This window comes from Ectothiorhodospira shaposhnikovii (genome assembly GCF_047222355.1).
Taxonomy (GTDB): domain Bacteria; phylum Pseudomonadota; class Gammaproteobacteria; order Ectothiorhodospirales; family Ectothiorhodospiraceae; genus Ectothiorhodospira.
Genome location: NZ_CP178333.1, coordinates 2,821,340 through 2,843,783 on the forward strand (window position 1 = coordinate 2,821,340; position 22,444 = coordinate 2,843,783).

General features: G+C 54.4%; 19 protein-coding genes. 6 read left to right on the plus strand and 13 right to left on the minus strand.

Going from position 1 to position 22,444, the window contains the following annotated elements:
• A complete protein-coding gene (locus tag ACLF6L_RS12980; protein ID WP_238616174.1) occupies window positions 1-258 on the minus strand; it encodes an acyl carrier protein in 258 nt (85 codons plus the stop codon).
• Between the two features lie 92 nt (window positions 259-350).
• On the opposite strand from ACLF6L_RS12980, the gene ACLF6L_RS12985 reads away from it, so the two are divergent.
• Together ACLF6L_RS12985 and ACLF6L_RS12990 are read left to right on the plus strand one after the other, a co-directional pair.
• Window positions 351-1,637: a glycosyltransferase gene (locus tag ACLF6L_RS12985; RefSeq protein ID WP_412851812.1), complete on the plus strand. Its 1,287-nt coding sequence runs from the start codon at window positions 351-353 to the stop codon at window positions 1,635-1,637.
• Window positions 1,638-1,650: 13 nt separating this feature from the next.
• Window positions 1,651-3,084 carry a putative O-glycosylation ligase, exosortase A system-associated gene (locus tag ACLF6L_RS12990; protein ID WP_412851813.1) on the plus strand — a complete coding sequence of 478 codons (1,434 nt, stop codon included), beginning with the start codon at window positions 1,651-1,653 and terminating at the stop codon, window positions 3,082-3,084.
• Here the strand turns inward: ACLF6L_RS12990 and ACLF6L_RS12995 are convergent.
• The 6 genes from ACLF6L_RS12995 to ACLF6L_RS13020 all read right to left on the minus strand — a co-directional run bounded on the left by ACLF6L_RS12995 (window position 3,011) and on the right by ACLF6L_RS13020 (window position 10,481).
• Complete coding sequence (locus tag ACLF6L_RS12995) at window positions 3,011-4,114, minus strand: GNAT family N-acetyltransferase (RefSeq protein WP_412851814.1); 1,104 nt, start codon at window positions 4,112-4,114, stop codon at window positions 3,011-3,013. The two genes, ACLF6L_RS12990 and ACLF6L_RS12995, sit on opposite strands and share 74 nt — an antisense overlap.
• Window positions 4,114-5,526 (minus strand): glycosyltransferase, encoded by a 1,413-nt coding sequence (locus tag ACLF6L_RS13000; RefSeq protein WP_412851815.1) that lies wholly within the window; start codon window positions 5,524-5,526, stop codon window positions 4,114-4,116. The genes ACLF6L_RS12995 and ACLF6L_RS13000 overlap by 1 nt, the downstream gene beginning before the upstream one ends.
• A gap of 8 nt (window positions 5,527-5,534) precedes the next feature.
• On the minus strand, window positions 5,535-6,770 hold the full coding sequence (locus ACLF6L_RS13005; protein ID WP_412851816.1) for a glycosyltransferase family 4 protein: 1,236 nt from the start codon (window positions 6,768-6,770) through the stop codon (window positions 5,535-5,537).
• 4 nt (window positions 6,771-6,774) lie between these two features.
• Window positions 6,775-7,962 carry a hypothetical protein gene (locus ACLF6L_RS13010; protein ID WP_238616180.1) on the minus strand — a complete coding sequence of 396 codons (1,188 nt, stop codon included), beginning with the start codon at window positions 7,960-7,962 and terminating at the stop codon, window positions 6,775-6,777.
• A 118-nt stretch (window positions 7,963-8,080) separates the two neighbouring features.
• Window positions 8,081-9,412, minus strand: coding sequence for an RNA-guided endonuclease IscB (gene iscB, locus ACLF6L_RS13015; protein ID WP_412851817.1), 1,332 nt, complete (start codon window positions 9,410-9,412; stop codon window positions 8,081-8,083).
• Between the two features lie 355 nt (window positions 9,413-9,767).
• Window positions 9,768-10,481, minus strand: coding sequence for an AAC(3) family N-acetyltransferase (locus ACLF6L_RS13020; protein WP_412851818.1), 714 nt, complete (start codon window positions 10,479-10,481; stop codon window positions 9,768-9,770).
• Between the two features lie 174 nt (window positions 10,482-10,655).
• Between ACLF6L_RS13020 and ACLF6L_RS13025 the strand changes: the two genes are divergently transcribed.
• Window positions 10,656-12,425, plus strand: coding sequence for an ABC transporter ATP-binding protein (locus tag ACLF6L_RS13025; RefSeq protein WP_412851819.1), 1,770 nt, complete (start codon window positions 10,656-10,658; stop codon window positions 12,423-12,425).
• A gap of 13 nt (window positions 12,426-12,438) precedes the next feature.
• Here the strand turns inward: ACLF6L_RS13025 and ACLF6L_RS13030 are convergent, their stop codons facing one another.
• The 4 genes from ACLF6L_RS13030 to ACLF6L_RS13045 form a co-directional block, all read right to left on the minus strand.
• Complete coding sequence (locus ACLF6L_RS13030; protein WP_412851820.1) at window positions 12,439-13,581, minus strand: polysaccharide pyruvyl transferase family protein; 1,143 nt, start codon at window positions 13,579-13,581, stop codon at window positions 12,439-12,441.
• Window positions 13,578-14,534 carry a glycosyltransferase family 2 protein gene (locus tag ACLF6L_RS13035; RefSeq protein ID WP_412851821.1) on the minus strand — a complete coding sequence of 319 codons (957 nt, stop codon included), beginning with the start codon at window positions 14,532-14,534 and terminating at the stop codon, window positions 13,578-13,580. The genes ACLF6L_RS13030 and ACLF6L_RS13035 overlap by 4 nt, the downstream gene beginning before the upstream one ends.
• 82 nt (window positions 14,535-14,616) lie before the next feature.
• Window positions 14,617-15,792 (minus strand): glycosyltransferase family 2 protein, encoded by a 1,176-nt coding sequence (locus tag ACLF6L_RS13040; protein ID WP_412851822.1) that lies wholly within the window; start codon window positions 15,790-15,792, stop codon window positions 14,617-14,619.
• Between the two features lie 11 nt (window positions 15,793-15,803).
• Window positions 15,804-17,006 carry a glycosyltransferase family 4 protein gene (locus ACLF6L_RS13045; RefSeq protein ID WP_412851823.1) on the minus strand — a complete coding sequence of 401 codons (1,203 nt, stop codon included), beginning with the start codon at window positions 17,004-17,006 and terminating at the stop codon, window positions 15,804-15,806.
• 147 nt (window positions 17,007-17,153) lie between these two features.
• Here ACLF6L_RS13045 and ACLF6L_RS13050 point away from each other — a divergent pair, with 147 nt between their 5' ends.
• From ACLF6L_RS13050 to ACLF6L_RS13060, 3 genes are all read left to right on the plus strand, one after another.
• Entirely contained in the window at window positions 17,154-18,092 is a 939-nt protein-coding gene (locus ACLF6L_RS13050; RefSeq protein WP_412851824.1) for a glycosyltransferase family A protein, read from the plus strand.
• A gap of 108 nt (window positions 18,093-18,200) precedes the next feature.
• Window positions 18,201-18,860: a hypothetical protein gene (locus ACLF6L_RS13055; protein WP_412851825.1), complete on the plus strand. Its 660-nt coding sequence runs from the start codon at window positions 18,201-18,203 to the stop codon at window positions 18,858-18,860.
• A 23-nt stretch (window positions 18,861-18,883) separates the two neighbouring features.
• On the plus strand, window positions 18,884-20,350 hold the full coding sequence (locus ACLF6L_RS13060; protein ID WP_412851826.1) for a lipopolysaccharide biosynthesis protein: 1,467 nt from the start codon (window positions 18,884-18,886) through the stop codon (window positions 20,348-20,350).
• 81 nt (window positions 20,351-20,431) lie between these two features.
• Here ACLF6L_RS13060 and ACLF6L_RS13065 read toward each other — a convergent pair whose 3' ends face one another.
• Window positions 20,432-21,172 (minus strand): PEP-CTERM sorting domain-containing protein, encoded by a 741-nt coding sequence (locus ACLF6L_RS13065; protein ID WP_412851827.1) that lies wholly within the window; start codon window positions 21,170-21,172, stop codon window positions 20,432-20,434.
• A gap of 293 nt (window positions 21,173-21,465) precedes the next feature.
• Window positions 21,466-22,413, minus strand: a complete 948-nt coding sequence (locus ACLF6L_RS13070) for a polysaccharide deacetylase family protein (RefSeq protein WP_238616515.1) — start codon at window positions 22,411-22,413, stop codon at window positions 21,466-21,468.
• Window positions 22,414-22,444: the final 31 nt, after the last annotated feature.

Here is a 22,444-nt window from a genome sequence, read left to right on the forward strand (position 1 = left end):
TCAAGCGGAATCCGCGAGTTTTGCCTCGACAAAGTTCACCAAAGAACCAACCGTCTCAAAGGTCTCTCCCTCGATTTCATCATCGGTAATGAAAAAATCGAAGCGCGTCTCCAGTCCATTGATCAGATTCACCACCGCCATGGAATCAAACTCCGGCAATGCCCCCAACAACCGGCTATCCGCGTCGAAGGTCATCGCCCGTCCACCAAGACTGAGCACTTCATCAATCACCGCCAGGACTTCTTTCTGGGTATCCAAGGACAACGCTCCATGGTCTAGAGTCAGGATCAACAACAAAAAGGAATGCTAACATAGCCAAGGCCCTGCTCAGCCCCCCGGAAACCCAACCCGTGGCCAGACCGCACCCATCCCGGCGCATCCTCATGATTGCCTATCACTTCCCGCCCCTGACGGGCAGTAGCGGCATCCAGAGAACCCTGCAGTTCGTGCGTCACCTGCCCGAGTTCGGCTGGGAACCCATCGTGCTCACCGTCCATCCTCGCGCCTACCCGAACACCAGCCCCGACCTGCTCCGTGACATCCCCGCACACGTCCCGGTCATCCGAGCCCAAGCCTTCGACAGCGCTCGACATTTCGCCCTGGCGGGACGCTATCCTGCCTGCCTGGCCCGTCCGGATCGCTGGATCAGTTGGCTTCCCGCCGCCCTCCATCGCGGCCGACAACTCATTCGGACCTATCGCCCCCGGATCATTTGGAGTACCTATCCCATCGCCACCGCCCATGCCATCGGCTACCGGCTGCACCGGGCCAGCGGCCTGCCCTGGATCGCCGACTTCCGGGACCCCATGGCCCACGAGGGTTACCCCGAAGATCCCGCCACCTGGGCCGCCTTCAAGCGCATCGAAGAACAGGTATTCAGTGCCGCCGCCGGCGTCAGCTTCACCACGCCGGGCGCCCTGGACTTCTACCGGGATCGCTACCCCCGTTACCCGGGTGAACCATTCAAACTGATCGAAAACGGCTACGCCGAAGAAAACTTCGCCGGACTCGATGAACAGGCCGCCGCCAAAGGACCCCTGCACCCCGGCCGAATCACCCTCCTGCACAGCGGCATCGTCTACCGCAACGAGCGCGACCCCACCCACCTGTTCCAGGCGTTGCAGACCCTCCGCCAACAGGACCTCATCCACCCGGACCGATTCATCCTGCGTCTGCGGGCTCACCATAACGGCGACCACCTGCGAACACTGATCGACCGTTACCAACTGCAACCCCTGGTGGAACTGGCACCCCCACTGCCCTACCGGGAGGCCCTGGAAGAAATGCTGCGGGCCGACGGTCTGCTCATCCTGCAGGCGGCCAACTGCAACCAGCAGATACCGGCCAAACTCTATGAATACCTCCGGGCCAGGCGCCCGCTGCTGGGGCTGACGGACCCGGCAGGCGACACCGCCCGGACCCTGAAAAACATGGGCTGCCGGCACCTGGCTCCCCTGGACCGGCCCGAGCAGATTGCCCCGACACTCCTGACCCTGCTGAAGGATATGGATGCCGGAATCCCTACCGGCCCGGATTCGGAGGTCATTCGTCGGTATTCCCGGCGTCAACTCACCCAAACTCTGGCATCATGGCTGGACAACCTGTCCGAGCCACCCGAAACGCTCCCGCCCCCATGACTCCGACATAGCCATGCGCGACATACTGATACTCATCATCATCGGCGGGTCCTTGCCCTTCATCCTGTTCATGCCCTGGATCGGGGTACTCATGTGGTACTGGATCGGGATCATGAACCCCCACCGACTGGGCTGGACCTTCATCACCGACATGCCGGTGGCCATGATGGTGGGGGTGGTCACCCTCGCGGCCCTGGTGATCACCAGGGACCGCAAACCCCTGCCCTTCACCCGCGAGATCGTCGTCCTGCTGATCTTCACCGGCTACATCACCGTGACCACCTACTTCGCCTGGAGCCACATGGCCTGGGTCCAATGGGACACGGTGATGAAGATCTTACTCATGACCTTTGTCACGCCCATGCTGATCTACGGCCGGACCCGCACCCTGCTGCTGATCCTGGTGGTGGCCGGCTCCATTGCATTCTACGGCTTCAAGGGAGGATTATTTTCCATACTTACCGGAGGGGCCCACATGGTATTGGGGCCACAGAGAAGCTTCATCGCGGGCAACACGGACCTGGGTCTGGCGATGATCATGGTGCTGCCCATGCTGCTGATCATCGCCCGCATGTTCCGGGAAAACTGGGTGGATCTGGGCATCCTGTCCCGCTCCCCCAAGATCGCCGGCTATGCCGCCTACAGCGTATTCTGGCTGACGGCGGCCGCCATCATCTTCACCTACTCCCGGGGTGCCCTGCTGGGCCTCCTGGCCATCGCCCCGTTCATGTTCCTCAAGATGAGAAGAAAGGGCAGCCTGATCCTGGCAGCGGTCCTGGCCGTCACCGTCATCGGCGTGACCCTGCCCGAGCGGCTCGTCAGCCGCTGGCAGACCATCCAGACCTATGAAGAAGACCATTCCGCCATGCAGCGGGTCCAGGCCTGGGGCGTCAACTGGAACATGGCGGTGGAGCGGCCTCTGCTGGGCGCCGGCTTCAACAACGTCTATATCCCCAACAGCGTCTGGATGAGCTACGCCAATTTTGAAGGACCATGGCACCCCAACACCGCCCGCGTGGCCCATAGCCTGTATTTCCAGGTTATCGGGCACCACGGATTCGGGGGATTCGCGGTCTTCATGACCATGATCCTATTCACCCTGCTCACCCTGAACCGGATACGCAGGCAATCCCGGCATATCCCCGGCAAGGAGTGGATGGGCCAGTTTGCCTGGGCCATGCAGGTAGGATTGTTCGGATACCTGGTAGCTGGCGCCTTCCTGGACCGTGCCTACTTCGACCTGATGTTCGCCATGGTGGCCATCACCATCATCCTGCGCCGGGAACTGGACACCGTGGAGGCGCCGGCCCCGCAACAGGTTGGCACCGAAAACCCGGGCCACGAATCCTCATCGCCCGCGCCCAGGGATTTCGTCAGGACGCCGGAAAACGTCCAGGCCAGCCACGCCGCAACAACCGACCGCCCCATGTCGCGACAAGCTCCCTGAGCATCAGCAAGGCACCCCGCCAGGTACGCACATTCAGGGCCAGGATGCCCCACTGCTCCCGGCGGTGGGGCATCCAGTCCGCTTTGTAAGGGTCATCCCCGGTCAGAAAATCCACTTCACTCACCCGTTCATCATCCAGCATGCGCTCCATCATGAGCGCCGTCAGCAGAGTACCGGGGGAAAAGGCCTCAAAGCGCGGATCATGGGCCAGCTTGTAGATATGGGCACGCCCCTGATGACGCAGCCAGAGCTGAACAGCCACCGGGGCCTCCTCCACCGTCAACACCCCCAGGCGCAGCATGCCCGTCCGCGCGGCCATGTGGATCAAGCCCGGCATGAAATCGGGGAAAGGTTCCGGCCGCTTCCAACTCACGGCATACACGGACTCGTAGGCGGCAACCGCCACCGGCACGTCATCCACCTGCCGGTACAGATGAAACGCCACCCCATGCAGACGCCGAAGCCGCCGCCCCTTGCGCTGCAGGGTGCTGCGCAGGTGCCCGGGCCGGTCGGCCAGATAGGCAACCCAGTCCATGCCCATGGTGGGAAGATACCGATTGCCGAAACGAAAATAGGGCTTCACGAAGAAACCCTCGTCCCGTAACGCCTGCTCCACCCGCCCCATCATCGGCCCCTGGAGGCACAGGGGTCCCAGATCCAGCCCATCACACAGCCCGGGCGTCGAACGCAGATGACGGACAATCGCCCGCAAGCCCTCTTCGCCCCGTGATCCCGCCGCCATCACCGGCCCATACATGGGGGCATAGTAATTCTGTAACGCCCGCCAGCGCCGTGGCCGCGCCCGGGACACCAGGCACGGCAACACGCAGACAGGCTGCCCTCCGGCATCGAAGGCCACCGGGAAGCGGGGCGCCTCATCGGGATTGAGTCCATGGGCGATCAGGCACTCAAACCATGCCCAGGTACAGAAGGGATGACGGCACTCAGCCTGCTCGAACAATGCCCGGCACGCCTCGGGCAGGGCCGCCAGACTCTCGAAGACCCGCACCCGGCCCATTGGGGCATCCATCAACGAGGTCCGCCGGCCGCCACCTGTTCCAGCACCCGCGCCAGACGCGTCACCAGATGGCGCCGCTCAAATCCCCGCACATAGTCCTGGTCCGGATCAAACACCCCGTCTTCGGCATCCAGTATCCGGGCCAGACGTGCCTGGATGCCCGCCACATCCCCCGGGCGCTCCACCCATCCCAGTCGCCCCCGGCGGATGATCTCCGGGGTGGCGCCTTCCTCGGCCACGCACAGGATGGGTCGCCCGGCGGCGATATACTCGAACAACTTGCCGGGGATGACCCCTGAAGTGGTTTCGCCCCCATCCACGATCAGCAGCAACACATCCGCCCCTTTCTGCAGAGCCTTGGAGCGACGGTAAGGGACATCGGGAAAGAACCGGAACACCGGCTCCAGCCCATGCCGCGTCACCAGTTCATCCATGCGCGCCACGATCTCCGGCGCCCGCCCGCCGTAATATTCAAACCGGAAACGTCCCGCCAGATCGGGCCGCTCCCACAACAGTCCCCCGGCCGCTTCCAGCAATTCATAGCCCCGCCGGTTCTTGAACAAACGCCCGGCATAGACGATGCGCAACACACCTGGCGTCTGCCCTTCCGGCTCTACCCCCTCGAACTCCTCCGGATCATACCCATTGGTGATGGTCACCAGGGCCTCATCCGGCAATCGGGGCAGACGACCGCGCATCACCTCGGTCTTGGGGCCGGACACCGTCACCACCGCCCCCGCCGTGGACACCACCCGCCGCTCCAGGGCCAGTTCCAGCCGTTGGCGCCAGGCAGGCACCCAGGCCCGCAACACATCCCCGGTCCACAGGTCCCGGTAATCCGCCACCCAGGGCACTCCCGTCCGCCGGGACAGATGTGCCCCCACAATCAAGGACGTGAAGTGAGGGGCCGTGGCCAGGATCACGTCGGGCCGAAACTCATCCACGATCCTGACACCCTGCCGGACCGCCGGCGGCCACCACAGCACCAGATCATCGGGGATCTGCACATGCCGATGGATAAAACGATCCATCCAGGCAACCCCTCGCTTGACGGAGGAGATCAGCCCGGAAGCCGACGCCGCATGGGTGACCGGCCCCGGCACAGACTCGTTCCCCGGCACCGCCCCGGTCGCCTCCGCATCCACCGGTCGGCCACGCCCCAGCAAACGCTTGACGGCCAGCACCAGACGCTCCCGGGGGCGGGGCAACGGCACTCGAAACACCCGGGTGCCATCGGGAATTTCATCCAGGGTGGTCCGGTCCACCGGCTGCATGTCCCCTTCCGTCAGGGTCAACACGGCCGTCTCCCACCCCAGCGCCTGCAGATGCTGGCAGAACTTGAGTGGCCGCAACCGGCCGATTCCCTTCACCGGCGGAAACTCCACCGCCACGATCAACACCCGGCGACTCGGCCTGGCAGTCATGAGCACACTCACCCCAAATAAAGATTCAAGGAAAAATCCGGTGTCAGCAATTCATCGAACACGGCCTGGATCAGACCCGCATGGCGCTGAACCGAATACTTGCGCGCCACTTCCTCCATGGCCGCCCGTCCCATCCGGGTCCGCAGGTCGGTATCGCCCAGTACCCGGTTGAGTACCTCCGCTAGGGCCATGGGCTGACCGGGCGCCACCAGGAAACCGGTTTCACCGTCACGAATGATCTCCGGCGGCGCGCCGATGTCCGTGGCCAGGATCGGCGTGCCCATGGCCATGGCCTCGATCACCACCCGACCGAACGGCTCCGGCGATATCGATCCATGCACCACCGCATCCGCGGCCTGCATGAACAGCGGCACATCATCCTGATACCCGGCAAAATGCACGGCGTCCGCCAGGCCCATCTCGTTCACCTGCTGCTGCAAGGCGCGTAGATAGTCATCGCGCCCGGGAGGCGCTTCACCGATCAGGACGAAACGGGCGCGGGGATGGACGGCCAGGACACTGGGCACAGCCTGGATCAGCACATGCTGTCCCTTCCAGTCCATGATCATGCCGGCCATCACCACCATCGGATCTTCCGGCCCCACGCCCAACCGCTCCCGCAGAGCCTTCACCTGAGCGGCATCCCTGGCGGCATAGCGGGCCAGATCCAGCCCCTCAGGCACCATGGTGATTCGTTCGGGCGCCACGCCCAGATCCAGCAACCCCTGACGGACAGGACCGGAAATGGCCAGGAAACGGCTGATCCAGCGGGTGAGAAACACCGCCAGCCGGGAATCCGGGCTGGGAATATTGCGTTCGTGGAGCACCACCGGGCATCCGGCCAGACGGCCCGCTATCACACCGGCCATGTTGGCGATGAAATCATTATTCAGATAAATGAGATCCGCCCGCTCGGTGCGGGCAATACGGGCCAGGTGGTGGGCATAGCGGAATATCTCCGCATCCAGCCGTTGCCAGATGGGACAGCTGCGACCATTCCCCCCGTGGTGCCGTCGCGGTAGATGGATCGTCTTCACCGCCGGAGGGAAAGAGGCAAACTTGGGATCATCCAGGGAACGCACCACCACGGAACGGAAACAGGCCTCGTCCAGGTGTTCCAGACAGGTACGCAGGCTGATCACCGCCCCGCCGAACCCCACGCCGGTCTCCAGATACAGGATCGTCGCGGGGCGCTTGGGAATCAGATTGACCGGTCGGCCCCGGGCCCAGTGCACGGATTCCATGGGCTCAGGACCAGTCGGCGTCGGTGGACAGTATGGCGGGACGTCCAGAACCGGCCAGGATGGATTCTTCCATCATCAAGGCATCGGCAAAGAACTTCGCGGCCCAGTTGGGATACTGCCAGGGATGGTAGCCACCATTGATGGGATGGGAGCCCTTGATCCCACCGCGCTCATCCGGGATGCCGCCGTGAAGGCGCTGAGTCCGACGGGTAAAGCCATTCACCCGGCTGACCGCCTCCCGGAACCGCTCCTCGCCGGTGAGTTGGTGCAGGCGCCCCCAGTTGATGGCGATCTGGGCATTGCCCGTCAGGCAGGACCAGGTCACCGTCGGTTGCCAGCGGGCATCGTATCGTCCTGGTAAAAAGCCATCCGGCGGCAAGGAGGCCAGCACCGCGTTCCCCATGGTAACGGCCTGGTGCAGGAAATCCTCGCGCTGTGCGTAGGCCCCCACTTCCAGGAATCCGCGCATGGCATAGGCAATGGTATGCAGGAAGGGTTGGGCGTCGTCCTGCAGGCAGTTGTGGGGTAACCAGCCATTGTCATGGCGCTGGGACAGCGCCCATTCCAGATTGCGCACCGCCGCCGCCAGAAAACGCGGTTCCTGAGTGATGCGATGGACCCGGGCCAGGCCCCAGGCCGAGCGAGTGTTATAGGTATTCATGGACGTGGTCGTGAACGGCGACCCGAAACGCCGCCAGCAGCCGTCCTCATCCTGTACATCGCAAAGCCAGGCAGCCGCCTTGAGGGCCGCCTCCCGATAGCGTTCCTCGCCTTCCTCCTCAAATGCCCGCACCCAGCCAAACAGCACCTGGCCGGTGTTGAAGATGGTGGGTTGATCCGAACTGCCCAGTGCACCGGCCAGCACACCGCCTTCCGGCAACTGGATCTCGCATTCCCAGTCGGCCATGGCCCGGGCACGGCCGCGGGCATCCATATCCCCGGTCAAGTGAGCAAAGCGGTAGAAAGTGGGCAGGATGTAGCCCGTGGTCTCGGGGTAGGACGGCGCCCAGCGGCGGGAGCGCACCAACCAGGTCTGGGCCACACCGGCATCGGGCGTCGCATCCTGGGCGCGCTTGAGCCAATCCATTGCCCCCCGCAGGTGATCCCGAATCTCTCCCGGGGCATGCAGCCCCATGCCCAGCCTGTCTCCCATCACACGGCCGTATTGACGCAATGTATCCGTAATCGCCATATCCACACCCTGGCTTGTCTGGGGCACCGGCGGCACCGATGCGTTACCGGTTCATCATTTTGCGCGAGAAACCCCGTCCTTCAGGGCGGGGAGGGATAGCGCATCGTGCGCAGCACGATCACGCGGCCCTGGTCGCGTCCTCCTGTGTCGGTTTGGGTTGCAAGGCATAGCCATAGCCATCAGCTCTTTGTAGCAGGCGGCAATGGCGGTGTGAAATCCCCTGAACCACACCCTCTCGGGTCTGGATATTAAAACTGCCGGTGGCGCGAATGGCCACCCGGCCCTGATAGGTGCCGGCCTTTTTACCGGTCGGTACGTTGGCCTGCACCAGATCCCCGGTCTGAAAGCCTTTTACCTGTTTTTGCCGCATCAGGTAGCCACGGGGAAAGCCAAAGCGGTTGAGCCGGGTGCGCTGATAACTGCCCCGGCCCGTGGCCCGCACCGTCAATGTGGGCACGTTCCAGTGGGTGATGGCAGTGACTGGCCCGACACAGGCCGCATCCAGGGCATGGGTCTTGGGAATGCCCAATCGCTGTCGATTGTATTTGGTGCGGCCACCGCTACTGGTGATCACCGGCAGGCCCGTGGCCTGAAGCTGTCGGAACAGTGCCCAGCGGGTGCTGTTGACGGCGGCGGCATCCTTGAGGGGGGCCTTGGCCTGGGCCTTGATCCGTTGCAGGCGCTTGGGATCATCGGCCAGAAACACTTCCACGGGCTGATTCCCCTTGGCCTGATTGCAGTCACGACAAGCCAGGGTCAGATTGCTGACCCGGTCCGAGCCGCCCCGGCTTTGGGGGTGAATATGGTCGATCTCCAAGGGCACGTTCCTGGCGCCGCAATAGGCACAGCACCGTTGCCACTTCTCCAGCAGATATTCCCTGACCTCATAACCGTGCAATGTCCCCTGTTGGTATTCAACGCCGCTGATTTCTGGATTTTCCATCGTCTGCATATCAAACCGGACCCGCTCCATGATGATCCCCGTCACTGGGGCCAGTCGGCACAATCGGTTCACCCAGGCCATCGTGGTATCGACCCGATGTTGCAGGCTGGGGGCCAGCCAGCCCCGTGGCCGAGTCCGGTTGTTGAACCGGGACGCCCGGTGGCGCAACTGTCCCCTGCGCCGCCGACGAAAGGCACGGCGCTGGGTCAAATTTTCACGGATCTGTTGGCCCCGATGCTCGATCTCCATCAGCATCACTACCTGCTGATGCTCTGGATCAGAATCATCCTCCCGAATCACCGTGACTCCGGTGGTCTTGCTGCCGGGGTCAATCTTGATCTGGATGGGTTGCAGCACGGATTCTTCCACCGTGCGATCCTTGAGCCGGATGGTGAACGGACGCATCCGGTGGACCACGGCCCGGCCCCGCTCCAGCAGCAACCGTGCCCGCTTCTCCGAGCAGGGCATCAGGGGCTTTTTCCTCTTGTCCAGTACCAAAACCGCCATCTCAAACCTCCCAAAACAGAACCCTTACGGGTCCAGTGACGTGGGGCTTACGCCCCATCTCCCCTCGGGAATGTCTGCAACCGGCTCCCGCTTGTGCGGCGGCTGGAACCTTCGGCGCTTTACCTTTCGCCAGCATGATCCCAGCCTTCCAGAGCGGCGGACTGAGGAAGCATCCGCCGGTGGGTCTTGACGACCTGTTGCAAACGTAGCGGACTTTCACCGCTCTCCCTGGTCAACCCGGCTTGCTCTCACAAGCCCCCGACTTCAGTCGGGGGTAGTTGACGGGCTCAAGAGGCGCCCTGGAAACCGGTTATTGTGCTGCCCCGAGGGAAGCAGCGCAAAAAAAACTGCGGAATCATTGCGGTGAATCGAAAAAATGCCGTCCGGAAGCCACCAGATGGTCCACCACCTCCGTCATGGCCCGGCAATCCAGCAGGCCAAGCCGGGTATTGCCCACCCGTCGGCGCTTCAACACCCCCTCCTTGAGCAGTTCTGCCTCCAGAAGGTCATCCCGACGCAGGCGATTGGCAGTGGCGCTGAGCACCTTGACAGGCACCTTGCGAGCCACACCCTCGTAATCAATCACCGTTCCTTCCATGGGTTCAGGCTCGTACAATGGAACCGGTAGCGTCTGCGCAATCCGATCTTCAAGGAAATGGGTAAAGGTCACGGTGGAAAAAGGGGCATCAATGGTGAGGATCTTGCCGTTCCACTCCAGCAGACGGCCAAAGGGCGATTGCGGCCCGAAAGGGACCAGGGCCTCGTCATGACCCACCAGAAATTCTTCAGCCCGATGCCCCCATGCCAGCAGAGGGTGTGTTGGACTCAGGCTCCTGCGCACACCCTTGCCTCGACGAAACACTTCGGACAACAGCCCCATCTGGGAAGGGCTGCGTCGGACATCCATGGGCACACCGCGGGCAAGAAACTCCCTGGAACTCTCGTTTTGATAGGTCAGGGAAGGCATGATGAGCAAACCTTGGTGTCCGACCAGATCCTTCAGAGTGGTGACCATATCCGACGGCCTGCCCAGAAAGCCATTGCCCGGACGCCAGGATGCATGAACCATCAGGCCATCTCCAGAGCAGATATCAAGGCTTGCAAAATGGGTGCTGAGCGCAGGACTGTCATAACTCATGAACTGCTTGATCAGCCGCTGCTTCCACCACACGACATTCTGTTTCAAGAATTTCATTGCATCCCCCGATAAAAAGCAAAGGCAGAACAGGAACCCTACCCAGACATGTTAAGCACATTTGAAAAAATTCGCGCTCTAGTCAACCCTAAAGATCGAAAAAAAGTGCTATTCCTGACCGCACTCATGGTGTTGACCGCTCTTATGCAAACGGTCGGCGTAGCCTCCATAATGCCGTTTCTCAGTGTACTTTCAGATCCGGAAATAATAGATAAAAACCAGCTTCTGAATACTGCCTATATTCACCTAAACTTCTCATCCGCTCAATCATTCCTGTACTTCCTTGGCCTGACTGCATTCACCCTTTTTGTCGCTGGAACTATCCTGCAGGCCGTCACATTCTGGGCCATTGTGAAGTTCTCCAACATGCAGCAGTATGAACTTTCAAGACGACTGATGCATGAATATCTACAACGTCCCTACACATTCTTTTTAACCAGAAACTCCAGCGATCTCGCCAAAACAGTTCTTCACGAAACAAGCCAAGCAATCAATGGAGCCCTGATGCCGGCGATGAGGCTACTGAGCCAGATCATACTTGCTGCATTTGTGATTGCATTACTCATAGCTATCAATCCTTTTCTCTCCATCTTGATTGCACTATTAGTCGGCGGCATTTACGGAATAATTTATATATTAGCAAGAACCTGGCTAATCAATATCGGCAAGGACCGTGTCAATGCAAACAAAGAGAGATATACAGCAACAGCTGAAGCCTTCACCGGCGCCAAGGAGATCAGATTATTAGGCAGGGAAGCTGATTATCTAGAACGCTACAGAAAACCTTCAAAGAGACTTGCAAAGCATGAAGCCAATTCGACACTAATCGCTGACATACCACAATATGGGATTGAAGCCTTTGCCTTTGGCGGTATATTGGTCTTGGTCATTTTCATGGCATCAGGAGAAAGGGGGATCGCCGACGCACTACCCGTCATAGGTGTATATGCATTGGCGGGACGCCAAATCATTCCGGCCTTCCAGAAAATATTTACCACATTTTCCGCGCTGCGCTACAACATACCAGCCGTAGACAACGTATTAAAAGATTTAAACAGCGAGCTGTCAGAAAAATTCCATCAACACAGCGATAGCGAAAAGATACACCCAAAACGATCAATCAAACTGGAGAATATAACCTTCACCTACCCCGAAGGAAAATCTCCTGCAATAAAAAATACCAGCATTGAAATTAATGCAAAAACCACGGTGGGCTTCATTGGCCCATCAGGATCAGGCAAAAGCACGATCGTGGATGTATTACTAGGACTACTCACACCGGAAAAGGGGTCTGTCTTCATCGATGACACAAGACTCTCTGCAGAAAATATTCGCCAATGGCAGCGCTCAATCGGCTATGTACCACAGCACATCTTCCTGGCTGACCAAAGCATAGCTGCCAACATTGCACTTGGTGTGCCCGAAGAAGAGATTGATCATGCTGCTGTTGAGAGAGCCGCAAAATTGGCAAACCTTCATGGCTTTGTAGCTAATGAATTACCTGAAGGATACAAAACCATTGTCGGTGAAAGAGGAGTAAGACTATCGGGTGGTCAAAGACAACGAATAGGTATAGCCCGCGCGCTTTACCGCGACCCCGAAGTGCTTTTTTTTGACGAGGCAACCAGTGCGTTGGATAACGCCACGGAGCATGCCGTCATGGAAGCCATTCATAATCTAACAGGAAGTAAGACAATCATACTTGTCGCACACCGCTTATCCACAGTAAAGTCATGCGACGAAATATTTTCAATAAAAAAAGGAAACGTAGAAGAAAAAGGAAACTGGGAACAACTACATCTAGAAAAAAACATTTAATAAAAACATAAAATCAAATATCCTGAATAAGGCGATGAACAATATCAAAAGACTCAGAAGCCAGTCGCTTTTGCATACTGGATGAGGCAAGCAACTCATTCTTATCTATAGACATAGCCTTGATGGCCATTTCTAAAGCATCATTAATAGCAACAACCTCAGATAAAGGCTCAGGCGCCCAAGCCTTCAAATATGCATCAAGCTTCCTCACTCTTGGATTCAATCCAACATAAGGGACATTAAATGACATCGCAGTTATCACCCCATGTAAACTGGTCCCCAAAAATAACTCCGCCCCAGATATAACTTCAACAATCCTACTGAGCGATGATGGCTCTATATACTTGGATGGACAGTTAAGATTTTCAACCAGCCATTTCAAAGGCACATTATCTTCATGGCCTGGACAATTACCAATAGGCATTAAATAAACAGGACAACCAAAATACCTAGATATACCTTCCAACTCCTTTTTAATAGTAAGCAAACTCGCCCCCAACTTATATCTACCCACCTGAAAAACCACATACCTCTCATCACTAAAGTTCTTACATGAAGCATAATGATTAGAGACAAGAATAGCGCTATCAGGGGATAGCCTTGCCTTACTTACACCCAAGCCAGAAGAAACTTCTTTGAAAGTACGACCCTCTCTCAGCGAAACATAAACTGCTTCGCTTAGAGCTTTCTCAACCACGTCCCGAAGCGGACTTTCCGAAACACCCACACCACCTACAGCGTTATAAAAAACAGAATATTTTTCCGATAAAACAGGATCACTCGGAACGAACGGCAAGGGATTAGCCGCCTTCCCGCATAGCAGCATTGCCAAAAACTCCAACCACGGAGAACCATCAAATCGCTGATAAACCTCAAAGTAACGAGCATCTAAAAAACTAAGCAATCTACTCCAATTAGCACATAGAACCTCCCCTCCAGCAATAAACAAAATACCACCATTTTTTTTATTGTAAAGCGATCGAAATGAATAGGTCGGCAACGCTCCAACTTCCGAAAAATCAGACTTAACAGTAGCAATATTTAAAAAATCATAATCTCCGCGCTGAGAAAGCTCACCCTTAACTAAAATTGGAAAAAGCAAATCACCGTAATTAAACCTATCAGAAGCACTTAGAATATAAATATTTTTTTTCATGATCGAATACCCAGCCCATGCTCTAAAAAAACAGGCCCACCAAAGGCACAAATCCTACCATGATCTCGAATAACCTTTATCTTAACAAACAACATAAAACAAGCAATCAAGTGGGCAAACAACCCCCCAACATTAAGGTCAAGAATGAAATCTGAAAACGGCTTAAAAAAAGACTTAGCAACAATATATTTTGCCATATACAAATACCCAAGCCCGGGCTGCTTCAATTCTATCAATAAATTTGACTTAATTCTCTCAGCCCTCAACTTCAAGTCTAAAAAATAAGATTTTCTTAAAACTGACGATGACTCTCTAAAGTGAATAATCTTCGCTGAAGGCAAGAGAACAAAGCGACATCCGTGATAGTTCATCCTATTTACCAGATCATCATCTTCGCCGTACATAAAAAACAATGGGTCAAAACCACCAACCTTTTTAAATGCTGAAACTCTCACCATCCATGCAGCCGCATTTATGCCTCTTATCGAATAAGAATCTTTTATCGAGCCAAGGCAGGCATCAGAAATATATTCAGGCGCGTATTGAACAACATAGTTTCGCAACGTTTTTTTATCGAGCGTATGAATATCAGGACTACAATGTATTGGGCTAGCAACATCATATTCTAAATTTTCCAACAAATAATTAGAGAGCGCAGAAAGTGCGCCTGGCGCCACAAATGCATCCTGATTTAACAAAAAAACATAATCAGCACCGAGGGATATTGCTCTAGCTATCCCAATATTATTTCCACAGCCAAAACCTAAATTCTTATTCAAACAAATTAAATCAATCTGCGGAAACTCAGTTTTAATTATATCTACGGTTGAATCCGAAGACCCGTTATCCACAACGATCACACCTGAATCACCCTCCATCAAAAGAGAAGAAATCGCCGTACGGATCCATTTTTCACCATTAAAAGTAACAATTATAGAAAACACCTTATCCATTTTAATCATCCAGAAAATTAGCGCCACAACTTGCAGACACAAAGAATTTGCAAAGCAGCAAAATTAAATATTAACGCGTCTGTTAAAATATTTTTAACTGCCTCATCATACCTGCAATCCCTAGCAGCCTCAATAACACATAAAATACTAAAAGCTTTTCACGAAAAGTAAATACCACAACCTCGTTATTGTATGTATACCATAGGCCACGCGCCCAAGCCTTTCTAGCGTCATCATAAAAACCATTATCAATTGCCTCGCACACCCTTCGAAGCAAAAAATCATTATTTAACAATTCCTTTACAGAAAGCTGCTTACCGAACCCCTTGATGCAAACATCCTCAGCATCTCGCTGATTTTCAATATTTTTTTTATCCAAAACGCCTAGACAATCTACTGTATAAATAAACTCATCCCACAGGCCTTTTCTAGCGAGAATAACTGCCTTTTGAGCTAGCGCAAAATAGAAATACCCCGACTCATTTTCACCATAAAATCTATCTTTAGGAAGATACTCGCAAAGCTTGGCATCCTTTACAAACTTCTCAACCACAATTTTCTCATATTTATACCATTTCATCTCGATTTCGTTGATATCAAATCTATCCGACATCGAACCACGCTCTCCTACATGATATCTTCTTATATAGGAATGACCCTCAACCATAAAACCCGTCCTGAAACGAGCCAACCTTATAAAAAGATCATAATCCTGAGAACGTACAAGCTGCTCATCGAACAGATACCCACCTGGTATTCGATCCTTTCGGATCAACATCCCCTGCGTTGTTAAAAAACAATCCTCAAGCAGTCTTATCAAAAAATTATTGTTGTCCACACAGGGGATACCAGCATCACCTGTAACTTGAATTCCCCCATTTTCACCATCCACTCCCCTAAGATAATTAGAGTAAGTAAAATCAATAGAATCGCCAGACTCCATAACTCTCAAATGCGCTTCAATAAAATTCGGCAAGGCAACATCATCATCATCAAAAATCCAGACATACTTCCCTGACGCCTTACTGAAAACTCGATTCAAGGCTACCGCCTTTCCCGCATTTTCCTGATTATAAAATTCGACTTTACCCTTATATTTCTCAAGCACAGAAAGAGTTGCGTCCGTTGAACCATCGTTGACAATCAATATCTGCTTAGGAAGGACAGTTTGTGCGAGCAGGCTTTCAATGCACTCCCCCAGATATTGAGCACGGTTAAATGTTGAGATCAAAACAGTGACATCGCCGTAATTAGACATTGATAAACCACTCAGTCACTTAGGCCAAGAAACTTCTTGTATCTTGAAACCATGTTATTAACTGAAAACCCTTCAATTACACGTCGCTTTAAGTTCTCACCTAAACTTCTTCTTAAGTCAGGGGATTTCAAAAGTTTATCAATAGCATCAGCCAGCGCCCTAGTATCCCCTGGAGGAACAAGCAACCCAAAATCCGCATCATTAATTATTTCAGGTATACCCCCGACCTCTGTTGCAACTACAGGCAATCCAGTCGCACCAGCCTCTATAATCACCAACCCAAACGGTTCATGTCTTGCCACATGGACCAACATTTCAGCATTACGCATTAAATTAGCAATTTGTGACTGTGACTGGTCCTCAAAAAAATAAACACAATCGCCAAGCCCCAAATCTTTGCACTTTTCTTTTAGCGACCTCAACCACACACCATTATCATGCCCACCAGCAAAAACCAACGAACAACAGGGCCATGATTTTTGAATTAATGAAAATGCATAAAGCAAATCATCTTGCCCTTTCCTAGGTATATAATTTCCAACATTTAAAATATACGGACCAACAATATTACTGCCTTCATCGCCAAGCGGCTCCGACTTACAGAACCTATCATAATCTATACCGTTATGAATCACCTCAACATCTAAACCGTTAAAAACCCCTGCTTTCGATATATTTTTGGCCAACATCTCGGAACATGACGAAACGCCATTAGTTTCAGATGCAACAAACCTCCATAACCATTTATTATTTTTCAACCCCTCAACATCCGCCCCATGAAATGAAAGATATATTTCACCGGTCCAAACTCTTAACTTCTTCAACAAGGCAAGCGGAAAAATATTCAGTGTTGGCGAGTGGGCATTAACAATTTCCACCCCGTGGAATCTTAAATTTCGATTTAACTCTGGCATTCTCCTTAGTAAGGTCATAATGTAGCGAAACTTCATTAACATACTTTCGCCCAACGGCTCGGGCATATTCAAACTTAAAAAAACCCTCCCTTCCAAATCCGACTGTAATCCAGTCTTTGTCCAGCTTTGCATTGCGATAGCGACCCCCATCCCCTTACATGAATTCAACCCCCGCCACAAATAATCTACAACAACGTCAACACCGCCCAGCATATCAAATCGCCACGGCACATATAAAAGGCATTGAATATTTCCAGACGGAGCTATATTTTTAGTTTTCAATTTATCCACCCCAAACATGAATCACCCATGATAGCCACATAAATCACATCCCGAGAAAAAATGTCTACGACGCAAGCCAAACTTATTGATAACAAATATCCAGCATGCTATTTTTAAGCAAAAAATAAAGCCTATAGACAACTTGCCTGACAGGTTTTCCATACCATGACTGACACCTCCATTACAGCAATCGTCACCACATACAACCGGGCAAATATCGTTTCCGATGCAATCCTAAGTATTTTTTCTCAATCTCATCCAGTTGATGAACTAATCGTGATTGATGACGGAAGCTCTGATAATACTCAACATGTAATTAAAGAAGTATTCAAGGATGCCCCCATCAGAACAAAATATATATACAAAAAAAATGGCGGAATGGCATCTGCCCTTAACCAGGGAATCACAGAGGCAAAATCCAACTGGGTGGCCTTTCTTGATGATGACGACACCTGGAACCCTGATCATATTGAAAAATGTTTTTCCTTTATTTCTCGCCACCCACAATTAGGGGCTGTAATGGGCCTTAGACATGAAGGGGGAAATCTACAATCCCCCCCCGAAAAATTGCTAGGCGATTTTTCTCCAATAGATCAGTTAAGTAGATTCCTTATCCGAAAGAGAGCTCCGTTAGTACGCCCCTTTTTCACAACAGCGTTGGGTACAATTGTGGTACGGAGCGATCATGCTCGATCGCTTATGTTTTCAGGACACGTTGGAGCTCGGCTTGATATCCATTTCATATGGTTACTTGGCGAATTAACTGATATTGGGCTAAATCTTCAGTCACATGGAACAGGAAGGCAATTTCGCGTAAGTTACCTAAGCACAGATCAAAATGCCCCAGATCACATAAAGATTGAAATTGCAATACGACGCGCAAGTGATGGCATAAGAATGCTCGAGGAAATTCTTAGCAAAAAAACTCATTCGATGACACATGAGTTTACCGAGGCATATGAAAGAGAAATCATAAGCTTAATATGGTCATTGAGGAAGGCAAAAAAAACCCGAGAGGCCATAGCATCAATCATAAAGTACCGAGAAAACTTACCATTAAAAACTCAAATCAGACAGTTTATTCTTTCGGCAATAAGGCAATAAGGCAATAAGGCAATAAGGCAATAAAAAGAAATTAAAATTTTTATAAAAATTTATGCCGAAAATTACAAATCTGAAGAAAACCCCACGCCCGTGAAAGGGTAAGAGAAAATGAAAATAATCGCACTATACGCAGTCATCAGCTTAACATTAATCATCTCGCTCAACAAAGCAAACGAGGCAAATGCATATTTCATCGGCGGCGAAGCCCAGTGTGGAAGCCTTAGCAACCCTGACGGCCCCTTTGATTATCGACGCCATGATTTTAGCAAAGGAATTCCGCAGTCGACCAATCACTTCACACCACAAATAGAAAACTTACAGGGTGGAAGGACAAGCTTCCTACTAGATGATATAGATTATACATTACGTGAATGGCCCAACCACCACCGCGCCCTATGGGCAATATCTCGGCTTGAGCGTCAAAACAACGGCTCCTTGCCTAATGCTCATATGCTAAGTGGCTGGCGACGCAGCGCAGACTGCTACTTCGACCGTGCCATGCGCTTCACCCCCGACGATGGCACCGTCAGGATGCTCTACGGCATGCATTTGCATCTCTCCGGGCATCCCCGGCGCGCGCTCCCTCATTTCGAAAAAGCCGCTGAGCTAGGCGAAGATTCCGCCGAATTTCACTACAATTTCGGACTGTTGCTGTTTGATCTGAGAGATTACCGTGCCGCCAGGGAGCAAGCCGAGAAAGCTTATTCTCTCGGCCATCCACTGCCCGGCCTGCGAAACAGGCTGCAGCGAGCAGGTCACTGGAACTGAACAGATAATCAGAGCGTTCTTTTTTGGCCAATGCCCCCACCAGCGTCGCCAAGGGTGCCGCGCTGACCATCGCCATGCGCTGGACCGACCGCCTGATCGGTCTTGTCAGCGTCATCATCCTTGCACGCCTTTTGGCGCCCGAGGATTTCGGCATCATTGTCATGGCCTCCCTGGTCATTGGCCTGGCGGATGTTCTGCTGGATCTGGGCGTGCATGTGGCCCTGATTCAGACCCCCTCTCCATCTCAGGACCATTACAACACGGCCTGGACCCTGCGTCTGCTGCAATGTGCGGCGGCCGCCGCGCTGGTGTGGGTGGCGGCGCCGTGGGCGGCGATCTTTTTTGACGAGCCAAGCCTCACCCTGGTCATACAGATTCTTGCCCTCTCCTTTTTATTGAGCGGGCTGGAGAATATCGGCATCGTGAATTTCCAGAAGGAGATGCGCTTTGTCGAGGATTTCCAGTTCCTGTTTGCCCGACGAATGGTCGGCTTTGGGACCACCATCGGGGCCGCCTTCGTGCTGCAGTCGTTCTGGGCACTGGTGATCGGGACTTTGGCGGGTCGTGCCTTCGGCCTGGTACTGAGCTATGTGATGCATCCCATGCGGCCCCGGCTGAGTCTGGCCCGATTCCATGAGATTTTTGGTATTTCACAGTGGGTACTGGTGCGCAATATCGGTGTCTATCTGGATCAGTCGTTGCACATGATGTTGGTGGGGCGGCGGGACAGCACCACCGTGACGGGGGGATATTCCCTGGCCAACGAGATTTCCAGCATGCCCACCACCGAACTGCTGGCGCCGATCAATCGGGTGCTGTTCCCGGCCTTTGTGCGGGTGAAGCAGGATCTGACTGAACTCAAGCGTCTATTCCTGCTGGCGCAGGGGGTACAGGCCTTGATCGTGATTCCCGCCGGCACGGGGCTGGCCCTGGTGGCCCGAGAGGCAGTGGCCATACTGCTGGGTGAGCAATGGGGGTTCATCGTGCCTTTCGTGGAGATCATCGCGCTGGTCACGGTGGTCACCGCCCTGCTCTCCAGCGGCATCTATGTCTGCCTGACCCTGGGGCGTGTGAAGCTGGTGGCTGCCTATACCTGGTGGCAAGTGGGTGTTTTTGCCGTGCTCGCGGTGATGCTCCTGCCCCAGGCGGGTGCCTTGGAAATCGCTTGGTTGAGATTGTTCGTGGCGGCACTGGGGGTGGCCGTGTTTGCCGGGTTGCTGACCCGGACATTGTCGGGTCTGAAAGTGGGCGAGTTGGTGGGTGTGGTCTATCGGCCCCTGCTGGCGGCCCTTTTCATGGCACTGTGCGTGACGCAGCTTGGCGAGTTGATCCCGGGACCGGAATGGCTAATCCTGATGGCCCGCATCGGACTGGGCATGGTCAGCTACACGTTGGCCATCATCCTGCTGTGGTGGCTGGCGGGCCGCCCCGCCGGGGCGGAAGCCTATGTGCTGAGGCAGGTACTCAGGCTGCGGCGGCGACATGACTGAAAAGGCCCCCTGCATCGTCATGTGACGCAGGGGGCCTTTGCCGATACGCCCTATGAGTGAAGACGGACGGGGCTCATTCCATCAAGAAAACATCCGGCGACGACGCATGGCGGAGAGCAGGCCCAGAATACCCATGCCCATCAGCAGCAGGCTACCGGGTTCGGGGATATCCGTCCGGACATGCTCGGCATAGACCCGGATATTGATGTCGCTGGACTTGTCCCAACCAAAACCGTCGGAATCCACCATGCCACCGAAAACGATTTCATCCAGGCCGGCATTACCGAAGAACCAGCGGTACAGGTCATCCGACTGATCCTGAGGGGTGCCGCTCAGAGCGGCGTTGGAAGCATGGTTGAACCACAGGGGCTGGGGATCACCCGTGGTACTGATGCCGTCCGCCGCAAAGAGATATTGGCCTTCGGAGAAGATCCCCAGATCAAAGAAGTCAATCTGCCAGATCTGAATGAAACTGCCACCGGACCCCTGGTAGGCCACACCGGGGTTATCCGGATACTCCACGGGAGTGATGGTGACGTTGGCATTGTCCGTCTCATTACCGGTCACGTTGGCCGTTGCCACGCGCGGCACCACCGTGTCTTCTCCCTGATCCTGCCCCAGGAACAGGGAAATGGTCTGGTAACGATCACCCAGTTGGAAATCGGACTCATACCCTCCTGCAATGGCCCAGACGGTGATCCGGTAAATATTCCAGTAGTCGGTGTGCTTGGGCTGACAGGACAGGCAAGGCAGGGTGAAATCATCACCGGCAATCCATGCATCGCCGGTTCCACCGGCTTCACTGCCGAAATCCCAAGCCACGTTGCTTCGATCCGGACCGGCAACGTTATTGAGGTTTGTATTGGGGAGTCCGCGATCAACAACCAGCGCCGCCGAAGCAACACCGCTCATCCCCATCGCCAGCAGCCCAATCATGCCGCCGGCAATACATGCCGATTTTAGCGTTTTCATTGATGTCTCCGACGTCGCTTGATTTCTCCGCCTGAAACAAGCAAAAAAGACACCAGTTTTTTAATTCATTGATAATCAAAGCCTTAAAAAGGCCAGAGAGGTATTTTAAGATGAGGATGTCAACCATCCCGACAGTGAGGTTATCAGGACAAAGGGACCCGCGTTGAAGCCGCATTGACCGCATTGAGCAATAGGCGCGCCATGAAGCGGGATGGAATGCGATCCCAAGGTGAAAAGCGAGGCAGTTGCCAGCGGTCGGCATTCCGGGTAGCCACGCCACCGGCGGTGCTGAAGGCGGCTTCGAAACCCAGATCGCGCACCAGCCTGACATGTTCGGCCTGATAGTCATCAAACGGACGGCCGTTGGGATAGGCGAACAGGGTCACCGACTCATCCAGCAGGGACTGCAGCTCGGCTCGTCCCTGCTGGATTTCCTGCCGCACCGTCTCGATGCCCACGGTCGTGAAAATGGGATGGCTGACCGTATGACAGCCCAAGACCATGCCGGATTTCTGCAACCGTCGAACCTGGTTCGAGGTCATCATCAGGTCCGTGGGCAAACCGCTCGATACGGGCTCGATGATGCGCTGTATCAGTGCATCACGGTCGGAAGGGTCCAGGTTTTTCAACAGGGCAATGAGTCGGCGGGTGGAACGGCGTTTTTCATGAATCGAGCCGGTCAGGAAACGCTGGCCCAGACTGTCGCTCAGATCCAGCAGGTCGGTTTCCATCAGGCGCATGGCCTCGATCACCGTGTCATGCCACATCCGCCCACCATCCAGATAGCCGGTGGAAATGAAAAACGTGGCGGGAACGCGATGCTTCAGCAGAATGGGCAAAGCCACGTTGGCATTGTCCGCGTAACCGTCGTCAAAGGTCACGCAGACCGCCTTGGGAGGCAAGGTGCCCTGGCTCAGTCTCTCCATGGCCTCCGGCAGGCTCAGCAAGTTGAAGTGTTCCGCCAGCAAGGCAATCTGCCAGTGAAAGGTTTCGGCATCCAGTGCTTCCGGTCTGAAGGGGTCCGGCTCGGGAAGGACCTGGTGGAAGATGAGAATGGACAGTCGCCCATTTGCGCCACCCTTGCAGATCATGGGCAACAGCCTTCCGGTCAGATCCACCAGG

Coding starts and splice junctions, on each gene's coding strand:
- ACLF6L_RS13050 (WP_412851824.1), top strand. CDS start 17,154: ATGACTGACACCTCCATTACAGCAATCGTCACCACATACAACCGGGCA.
- ACLF6L_RS13070 (WP_238616515.1), bottom strand. CDS start 22,413: ATGATCTGCAAGGGTGGCGCAAATGGGCGACTGTCCATTCTCATCTTC.
- ACLF6L_RS13025 (WP_412851819.1), top strand. CDS start 10,656: ATGTTAAGCACATTTGAAAAAATTCGCGCTCTAGTCAACCCTAAAGAT.
- ACLF6L_RS13045 (WP_412851823.1), bottom strand. CDS start 17,006: ATGTTTGGGGTGGATAAATTGAAAACTAAAAATATAGCTCCGTCTGGA.
- ACLF6L_RS13030 (WP_412851820.1), bottom strand. CDS start 13,581: ATGAAAAAAAATATTTATATTCTAAGTGCTTCTGATAGGTTTAATTAC.
- ACLF6L_RS13055 (WP_412851825.1), top strand. CDS start 18,201: ATGAAAATAATCGCACTATACGCAGTCATCAGCTTAACATTAATCATC.
- ACLF6L_RS13035 (WP_412851821.1), bottom strand. CDS start 14,534: ATGGATAAGGTGTTTTCTATAATTGTTACTTTTAATGGTGAAAAATGG.
- ACLF6L_RS13000 (WP_412851815.1), bottom strand. CDS start 5,526: ATGACTGCCAGGCCGAGTCGCCGGGTGTTGATCGTGGCGGTGGAGTTT.
- ACLF6L_RS13020 (WP_412851818.1), bottom strand. CDS start 10,481: ATGGTTCATGCATCCTGGCGTCCGGGCAATGGCTTTCTGGGCAGGCCG.
- ACLF6L_RS12995 (WP_412851814.1), bottom strand. CDS start 4,114: ATGGATGCCCCAATGGGCCGGGTGCGGGTCTTCGAGAGTCTGGCGGCC.
- ACLF6L_RS12990 (WP_412851813.1), top strand. CDS start 1,651: ATGCGCGACATACTGATACTCATCATCATCGGCGGGTCCTTGCCCTTC.
- iscB (WP_412851817.1), bottom strand. CDS start 9,412: ATGGCGGTTTTGGTACTGGACAAGAGGAAAAAGCCCCTGATGCCCTGC.
- ACLF6L_RS13010 (WP_238616180.1), bottom strand. CDS start 7,962: ATGGCGATTACGGATACATTGCGTCAATACGGCCGTGTGATGGGAGAC.
- ACLF6L_RS13040 (WP_412851822.1), bottom strand. CDS start 15,792: ATGTCTAATTACGGCGATGTCACTGTTTTGATCTCAACATTTAACCGT.
- ACLF6L_RS13005 (WP_412851816.1), bottom strand. CDS start 6,770: ATGGAATCCGTGCACTGGGCCCGGGGCCGACCGGTCAATCTGATTCCC.